At 60.0% G+C, this 7917-nt stretch carries 7 protein-coding genes and 2 pseudogenes; 1 reads left to right on the forward strand and 8 read right to left on the reverse strand.

Annotated features, from left to right (window positions below):
- From RMO15_RS11300 to ilvB, 8 genes and pseudogenes are all read right to left on the reverse strand, one after another.
- Positions 1-694: pseudogene (locus tag RMO15_RS11300) on the reverse strand (2-isopropylmalate synthase); the annotation flags it as partial.
- A 3-nt stretch (positions 695-697) separates the two neighbouring features.
- A complete protein-coding gene (locus RMO15_RS11305) occupies positions 698-1321 on the reverse strand; it encodes an ElyC/SanA/YdcF family protein (protein WP_309712145.1) in 624 nt (207 codons plus the stop codon).
- Positions 1322-1347: 26 nt separating this feature from the next.
- Positions 1348-1563: a hypothetical protein gene (locus RMO15_RS11310; protein ID WP_309712148.1), complete on the reverse strand. Its 216-nt coding sequence runs from the start codon at positions 1561-1563 to the stop codon at positions 1348-1350.
- A gap of 6 nt (positions 1564-1569) precedes the next feature.
- Positions 1570-2628, reverse strand: a complete 1059-nt coding sequence (ilvC, locus tag RMO15_RS11315; RefSeq protein ID WP_309712151.1) for a ketol-acid reductoisomerase — start codon at positions 2626-2628, stop codon at positions 1570-1572.
- Positions 2629-2906: 278 nt separating this feature from the next.
- The gene (locus RMO15_RS11320) at positions 2907-3632 is read right to left on the reverse strand and encodes a hypothetical protein (protein WP_309712154.1); all 726 of its coding nucleotides are present in this window, start codon (positions 3630-3632) and stop codon (positions 2907-2909) included.
- Between the two features lie 23 nt (positions 3633-3655).
- Positions 3656-4150 (reverse strand): acetolactate synthase small subunit, encoded by a 495-nt coding sequence (ilvN, locus tag RMO15_RS11325; protein ID WP_309712157.1) that lies wholly within the window; start codon positions 4148-4150, stop codon positions 3656-3658.
- Positions 4147-5031 carry an MBL fold metallo-hydrolase gene (locus RMO15_RS11330; protein ID WP_309712160.1) on the reverse strand — a complete coding sequence of 295 codons (885 nt, stop codon included), beginning with the start codon at positions 5029-5031 and terminating at the stop codon, positions 4147-4149. Before RMO15_RS11330 ends, ilvN begins: the two co-directional genes overlap by 4 nt.
- A 31-nt stretch (positions 5032-5062) precedes the next feature.
- Complete coding sequence (gene ilvB / locus RMO15_RS11335) at positions 5063-6856, reverse strand: biosynthetic-type acetolactate synthase large subunit (protein ID WP_309712162.1); 1794 nt, start codon at positions 6854-6856, stop codon at positions 5063-5065.
- Positions 6857-7307: 451 nt separating this feature from the next.
- Between ilvB and RMO15_RS11340 the strand changes: the two are divergent.
- Positions 7308-7917 (forward strand): annotated as a pseudogene (locus RMO15_RS11340) (hypothetical protein); the annotation flags it as partial.

The raw sequence follows: 7917 nt of genomic DNA on the forward strand, positions 1-7917 counted from the left end.
CATTAACCGTGCACTCGATCTGCCGTGCACCGTTCTTGGCCGCCGCCAGCGAGTTGGCAACCGCAAGCCCGAGGTCATCGTGGCAGTGTGCTGAGAAGATGGCCTTGTCAGCGTTGGGGACGCGCTCTAGGAGCATCTTAAAGATCGCGCCGTACTCCTCAGGCGTGGCGTAGCCCGTGGTATCCGGGACATTGATCACCGTTGCCCCTGCCGCAATTACGGCCTCGACCACGCGGCACAGATAGTCAGGGTCGGCCCGACCCGCGTCCTCGGTGAAGTACTCAATATCATGACAGCCCAGAGACTTCGCGTAGGCCACGGCACTGACACCCATCTCTAGAGCCTCATCACGTGTTTTACGCAACTTATGCTGCAAGTGGTTGTCCGAGACCCCGAGGCCCGTGTGAATCCGCGGGCGCTTGGCGCCTTTCAGCGCGTCCCAGGCCACGTCAATGTCTTTGCGCACCGCGCGGGTCAGCCCACAGACCGTCGCACTCTGCACCTGCTTGGCGATGCGCTGCACCGCGTCAAAGTCGCCCGGTGACGAGATCGGAAAGCCTGCCTCGATCACATCCACCCCAAGGCGCTCTAGCTGCCGCGCAATCTCCAGCTTCTCGTCTACATTGAGCGCAGCCCCCGGCGACTGCTCGCCATCGCGAAGTGTGGTGTCAAAAATATGTACTCGGTTATTCATAAACTATTCTTTGCCGATGGCGATATGCTCGCCTAGAAACTTGGGGCGGGTGTGCAGCACCCCGACATCCAGCACGGCTTGCACACGGGCGAGAAGCTCTCGAAGTGCGGTCTTGCCCTGAGGAAACTCTCCCGTGCCTGCATCGTAGGCCACGGCGTCTATTCCGCTGGCTTGCGCCAGAAATAGCGCTCGCTCGTTGTGAAAGCGCTGGGAGACAATCGTCAGCTTGCTCTGCCCGAAGATCTCTTTTGCCCGCACGAGAGAGTCCAGTGTCCGAAAGCCCGCGAAGTCGCAGGTGATCTTCTCTTTAGGCACTCCGGCGGCCACTAAGTCCCGCTTCATGGTCACCGGCTCGTTGTAGTGGCTGGTGCGGTTGTCGCCCGAGACCAGCAAATACTCCACTTTCCCGGCTTTATAGAGCTTCGCGGCTGCGGTGATCCGCTGGGTGTAGTAGGCGTTATGGCGACCTTTGGCGACAAACTTACTCGTCCCAAGAACCAGTCCCACGCGGTTTGTCGGGAGTGCGCTGAGAACATCCTGGTGCTTGCCCGCCGCTTTGGTGAGCACGATTAGCTGGCAGGCAAGCACGGTGAGCAGTGGCAAGGCGAACAGAGACGCCAGCGCCACGAGCAGGCGTTTTACCACTCGTTGCTTCAGTGTCTTTGCTGCACCTCGGGGGTGCGTAGATACCAGACTAATGCCCATAAAAATATCGTCAGGAACACGACTCCGGCCATGGCCAGACAGCCAAAGCAGGTCTTGTCCACATCACCGATCTTAGCCGCCAGCGGGGGGAAGTAGTCTCGGTCCGCACGGGCCGGAAGCTCTTCGGGATCGGGGACTATCTCCTCCTCGCTGGTATCACTCATGCTCTGTTATAGCTCAATCTTGCTCTGAAGGGCCTGCTGCACGGGCACCTCGGTCTGGGTGGTGGCTGTGGCAGGCTTCTTCATCCAGCTCATCATACCCCGAAGCTCGCGTCCGACGACCTCAATCAAGTGATCATTGTCGCGCTTTGCCAGAGCGTTGAAGCTCGGGCGATTGGCCTTGTTCTCCAGAATCCACTCCTTAGCAAACTGCCCGGTCTGGATCTCATCGAGAATCCGCTTCATCTCGGCCTTGGTCTCGGGGTTGACGATGCGCGGCCCACGGGTCATGTCGCCAAACTGCGCGGTGTCGGAGATGGAGTAGCGCATCCCGGCGATCCCGGATTCGTACATCAAATCCACGATAAGCTTCAGCTCGTGCAGACACTCGAAGTAGGCGATCTCCGGCTGGTAACCCGCCTCGACCAGGGTCTCAAACCCAGCCTTGACCAGCGCTGTCGCGCCGCCACAGAGCACGACCTGCTCGCCAAAGAGATCGGTCTCGGTCTCTTCCTTAAACGTCGTCTCCAGCACGCCCGCACGGGTTCCGCCGACGCCCTTGGCCCACGCCAGCGCACGGGCCTTTGCCAGCCCGGTCGCGTCTTGATGAATCGCGATCAGACAGGGAACGCCGCTGCCCTCGGTGAAGACGCGGCGCACCATGTGGCCAGGGCCTTTGGGAGCGCACATAAAGACGTCCACATCCGCAGGCGGCACGACCTGCCCGAAGTGAATGTTGAAGCCGTGGCCAAAGGCAATCGCCTTGCCCGCCGACAAATTCGGCGCGATCTCGTTGTTGTAGAGATCCCCCTGGAACTCATCGTTGACCAGGATCATGATCACATCGGCCTTCTTGGAAGCCTCCGCAACCGTCAAAACCTCAAAGCCATCGGCGACGGCCTTGTCCCAGCTCTTGCCCGGACGTAGCCCGATGATGACATTCATCCCGGACTCCTTCAGGTTCAGCGCATGCGCATGCCCCTGCGAGCCGTAGCCAATGACCGCGAGGGTCTTTCCCACCAACACATCAAACGACGCATCTGCGTCATAGTAAATCGTAACCGGCATTTTTCTATCTTTCTCTTTCTTTCTGCAAACTGTCAGCCGGAGCGTGAATGCCCCGTCTGCAAAATTACGCCGTCCTGCGGACGCGATGAGCCCAGGACGATAAACCTCCGGGCTACAGGGCTTCGTTCCTCAGCCGCCTCGCTTCGCTCGGTAATTTACCGACAATGCGCTAAATTTACCGACGAGGCACGAGGAGGCAGCCGCAGGCTCTATAGCGGGACGTTTACCGTCCGTGTCCTCCGCGATAAAGCTCTTCAGTGTTTCCCAGCGTGCCTCGTTCACAGCTCCGATTCCTCAACCGCCTCTTCCAAACGCCGCGCATTCCCACCAGCAAGTACGGGCGTCCTAGGGAGCAGAGGGGCGAGAACCGGTGCGCTGGGATCGCCGCCCTCTTCCTCGTCGGGTTTGGGACGATCTAGTGCCTCACGGTAGACCTCACCGAGATAGGCGGCGCGGGCTTCGTCGGTGTCGAAGAGGAGCGCGGTCTGGCCGGTTTCGTGGGTGACGATCAGGCAGAAGTGCCAATCAGTGTCGTGTGCGAAGAGTAGGCGCGTGTCGCCTTTGTAGACAGGCTGAATGTCCCAGTAGATCTCTTCGAGCAGGCCGGGCGGGACGGGGAGCTCTCTGAACCCACCCGGCTGCTCGTCCCTCGCATCCACCCTCCCTTGAACCAAGGGAGGGTCGGCGGAGTGAGGAACGAACGAAGCCGGGGTGGGTTCTGAAGCGGTCGGGGAGAGGGCAACCCTTTCCGCCGGTGTGGCAAGCAGGGGGAGCTCTTCGTAAAACTCAGCGAGGAAGGCACTATCGGAAGTGGCGGTGTCGCCCAGCAAAGAGTGGATCTGCTGGGACGACGTGGCATCGAGCAGGCGCAAGAGGCGGGTAATTTCCGCCAGTAACGCCTCTTGGTCGTCGGTGAAAACCGCCGTTTCCATCGTGAGGCGGCGCAGCTCGGAGAGCTTACCCGCCACCTCGTGACAGAGATCATCAAACTCTGGGTGGTGCATGGTGCTATTTTACGTCGTGAAAGTTAAACCGTCCGAGCGCCGCGCATCAGGGCGATCCGGCCTGTGCGAACCAGCTCGCGGATACCGTAGCTCTCCATCAGCTTCTCAAACGCATCAATCTTATCCGCGCCGCCTGTTACTTCTACCACAAAAGTCTTCTCCGCCGTGTCGATGATCTTGCCGCCAAAGACCTGCGTGACGAGCTGGATCAGCTCTACTTGGCGCTCGGGAGTAACCGTGACTTTGATCAGCGCCAGCTCGCGCTCCAGCATCGGGGTATTGACATAGTCGTAGACCTTCAGTACATCCAGGAGCTTGTGGAGCTGCTTGGTGATCTGCTCTAAAATATCCGCATCGCCCCCGACCACCAGTGTCATGCGGCTGACATTGGGATCGTCGGTGATCGAGACCGTGAGGCTCTCGATGTTGTAGCCACGGCGGGCAAAGAGTCCGGAGACGCGGGCAAGGACGCCGGGGCGGTTCTCCACCAGAACGGTGATCGTGTGTGTTTCGGTCATGAGTTTTGTTTGTTCTTTAAAAAATAGAGTGCGCCTGTGGCCAACGCTCCGAGTGCGATGGCCTTGGCGATTTTCTTGCCAGGGTCGCGAGTGGCCGGGGCGACAATCGGGCTGCCATCTGCCGCATGGCGCACCGGCTCGCCGATGTAGCGGCCTTTTCGCGCGATGGCAAAGTACTGCGTCCTGTCGGCAAGCTGATCGGCCAGCGAGGGATCTGAGATCGGCTCGCCGTGTCCAAAGCACAGGGCCTCGGGGCGAAGCGCGACGATTTTTTCCAGGCTCTTGCGAACCGCGAACCAGTCCGTGGTGAAGGGCTGGGGTGGCCAGCTTAGCCCCGCACGGGGTCGCCAGCTGTCCAGAGAGAGGTTCATCAGAGCATCGCCGGCAATGAGTGTGCGGCTTTCTTCGTGCCAGAAGCCCACTTGCCCCGGCGTATGGCCCGGCAAGGGAATCCATGCCCACTCCCCCCCTCCCGTTATCGGGAGGGGGGGCTGGGGGGGGAGGGCTTGTACAAAGGGACGTAGGTCTTTTCCGTGTGTGCTGGCAAAGCGCGAGGCGAGCGAGAGCCAGCCGCCACACGAGCTGGGGTCGGCGGGCGGGTAGTCACACTGCCCCGTGAGAAACGGCAGCTCCGCCTCATGAGCGAAGACGGGGACGTTCCAGTAGGCCGCGAGCGCCGCCGCGCTTCCTGCATGGTCATAGTGGCCGTGCGTCAGATAGATTCCCGTCGGGCGTGTCTTGCCGTAGCGCCGCCGTGCCTCTCGGACGATCGCCGAGAAGTGCCAGGGCAGCCCCGTGTCAATCAGCGCCCACTCGCCCCCCGGCTCGCCGTCGTCTAGAAAATAGACATTGACAAAGCCAAGGGAGAGCCTCCCCCCCATCCCCCGTTGGACGGGGGATGGGGGGTGGGATTTACCGTGCGACATCCACGACCTCGTCAGGCACTGGGATGCGGGTGTCTTTAAGCTCGAAGTGACAGGCACTCGGTGGGGCGAGCGCGGGCTCGGGCTTGCGCACCATCATCTCGTTGATCGTCTGGCCCGACGGAATCATTGGGAAGACATTGCTCTCTTTGGCCACGCGGATGTCCATCACCACGGGGCCGTTGTGCTCCATGGCACGCTTCAGCGTGGCTTCCAGCTCCTCGGGCTTGTCGCAGATCAGGCCCAGAATCCCGTATGCTTCGGCCAGCTTGACAAAGTCCGGGGCTTGCTCCAAGTTCACCGACGAGTAGTGCTTCTGCCAGAACATCTCCTGCCACTGGCGCACCATCCCGAGGTACTGGTTGTTGAGGATCATCACTTTAACGGGCAACTTGTAGATGCTGGCGACCATCAGCTCCTGGATGCACATCTGGATTGAGCCATCGCCCGAGATGCACCAGACCGGCTCTTTACCTTCCGAGGCGAACGACGCACCAATGGCGGCGGGCAGACCGAAGCCCATGGTGCCGAGGCCCCCCGACGTAATAAACTGTCGGGACTTTCGCATGCCAAAGTGCTGCGCGGCCCACATCTGATGTTGGCCCACGTCGGTGACCACCGTGACATTGTGATCGGTGAGGCGTGCCAGCTCACGGATCGCAAACTCGGCGTGGATCTCGCCGTCTTCGATGCCATCGGGGGCTTCGAGCGGGAACTCCGCCTTCCACTTGCCGATCTCTTCATGCCATGCCGAGAAATCCCCCGCGTCTTGTACCAGCTTGAGCAATTCCGTGAGCGCGGCCTTGCAGTCGCCCACTATCGAGACATCGGCGCGGCGGACTTTGTTGATCTCGCCGGGGTCAATGTCCATGTGGATCACCTTGGCATCGGGAGCGAACGCACTGACTTTTCCCGTCACGCGGTCATCGAAGCGCGCCCCGACGGAGATAAGCAAGTCGCAGTGATGCACGGCGTAGTTGGCGTAGGCCGTGCCGTGCATTCCCAGCATCCCCAGCGAGAGCGCATTATCCTCGGGGAACGTTCCGAGACCGTGGAGCGTGGTGGTGACGGGGATATTGGTGCGCTTGGTCAGCTCCATCAGCTCCTCGTGGGCTCCGGCTGCTTTCGCGCCGCCTCCCACGTAGAGCACGGGCTTCTTGGCCTCGGCGATTAGCTCGGCGGCGCGGCGGATCGAGAGCGGGTGCACCTTGAAGTCGGACTTAAACGAGCGCAGGCTCACCTGCTGGGCCTCATCTGGATCGTACTCAATCACGGCACGAAAGACGTCTACGGGAATGTCCACGAGTACCGGACCCGGTCGGCCCGAGCGGGCGATATGAAACGCCTCGTGCATGATGCGCGGCAGCTCGTTGGCATCTTTGACCAGCCAGTTGTGCTTGGTGACGGGCATGGTGATACCCGTGATGTCAGCCTCTTGAAACGCGTCCTTACCGATGACTTCGGTGCGCACCTGGCCCGTGATCGCCACAATTGGGATCGAGTCCATCATCGCGTCACACAGAGGCGTCACCAGGTTGGTAGCTCCCGGCCCACTTGTCCCCAGACACACCCCTACTTTTCCGGTGGCGTGGGCGTAGCCCTCGGCCATGTGCCCGCCGCCCTGTTCGTGACGCACCAGAACGTGGTGGATAAAGTCGCAGTGGTAGAGCTCATCGTAGAAGGGAATCACCGCGCCGCCCGGGTAGCCGAACATGATCGTCACCCCCTCACGTCGCATGCACTCCAGAACCGCTTTCGCGCCGGTTGATTTGATCTTTGCCATAACTTTCGTCCTTTCCGCAATATCGGACGGAGGCAAAAAAACAAAAATGCCCCTCGTCCCGTCGTGCTGTTTTGATCGGGACGAGAGGCGGTTTCAGAGTTTCGTCTGAAGCACGCTCCCGCGGTACCACCCGAATTGTCGTCCCGCCCCCCTGGCCCCCACAAGTAGGGGAGTGTCGGAAGGAAACGACCACTCGCTGCGCTGTTTCGGGCGCACCCGGAGGGACTACACACGGTATTTGCTACAATACCGCTTCACCACCTCAGCTCGGAGGGGAGTTCGACGCAGAACATACTCGCTCTGCTACACATTCGTCTACAGCGTCGCACCAACCCGCTGCTCTCTGAAAGTCCGAAACGTGCCTACTAGCCTCGTCATCGCCACGATTTATTCAATTGTCGGTGTGGAGTCTATCACGCTTGAGGTCTCAAAGCAAGTATAATTTGTGTGTATGGATACCGCTACGCTCCTCGCTTGCTTGAGCCATGCTGACTACAGCGAGCGCCGCCGTGCCGAAGCGGCTCTCGTTGCTCAAGGTGAGAGCGCCGTTCTTCCTCTGATCACTGTGGTGGAGACACAACCACTTGTGCCTGCACTACGAGCCGCAAGTGCTCTCACCCGTCTAAGCGATCCTCGTGGCATTCTTCCTATTGCTCGTCTGCTCCTACGCGACAGCCAGCAAAAGGACGTCATTACCTGGTTGGGAGACTGGAAACCTCGCCCCACAAAACAGAAGGAGCCAGAACGAACGCTGGTTGCTCTTGCTCATCTCCGTAACGATCTGATGGCCACAGCCAGCGAACGTACAGCGAGCATTGCTGAGTTTTTCCATTATCTCTATCAGCACTCTCCGAAGTGGCAACCGCTGCAACTCAGTATCGAGGCATCAGAGACAGATACGCGCTTCTCTACTTCATACCTCATTGGCTTTTTGGAGACATCAAAGCCCGAACGCGCTGAGGTGATAGCCTCCGTACTGATCCAAAAGGGGAAAGTCGCGGTTCCTGAGCTACTGGAGGCACTTGAGACGACGTATGGAAAAAAATGTCAGCGCATCCTGG

Source organism: Armatimonas sp. (assembly GCF_031410135.1).
Classification (GTDB): domain Bacteria; phylum Armatimonadota; class Armatimonadia; order Armatimonadales; family Armatimonadaceae; genus Armatimonas.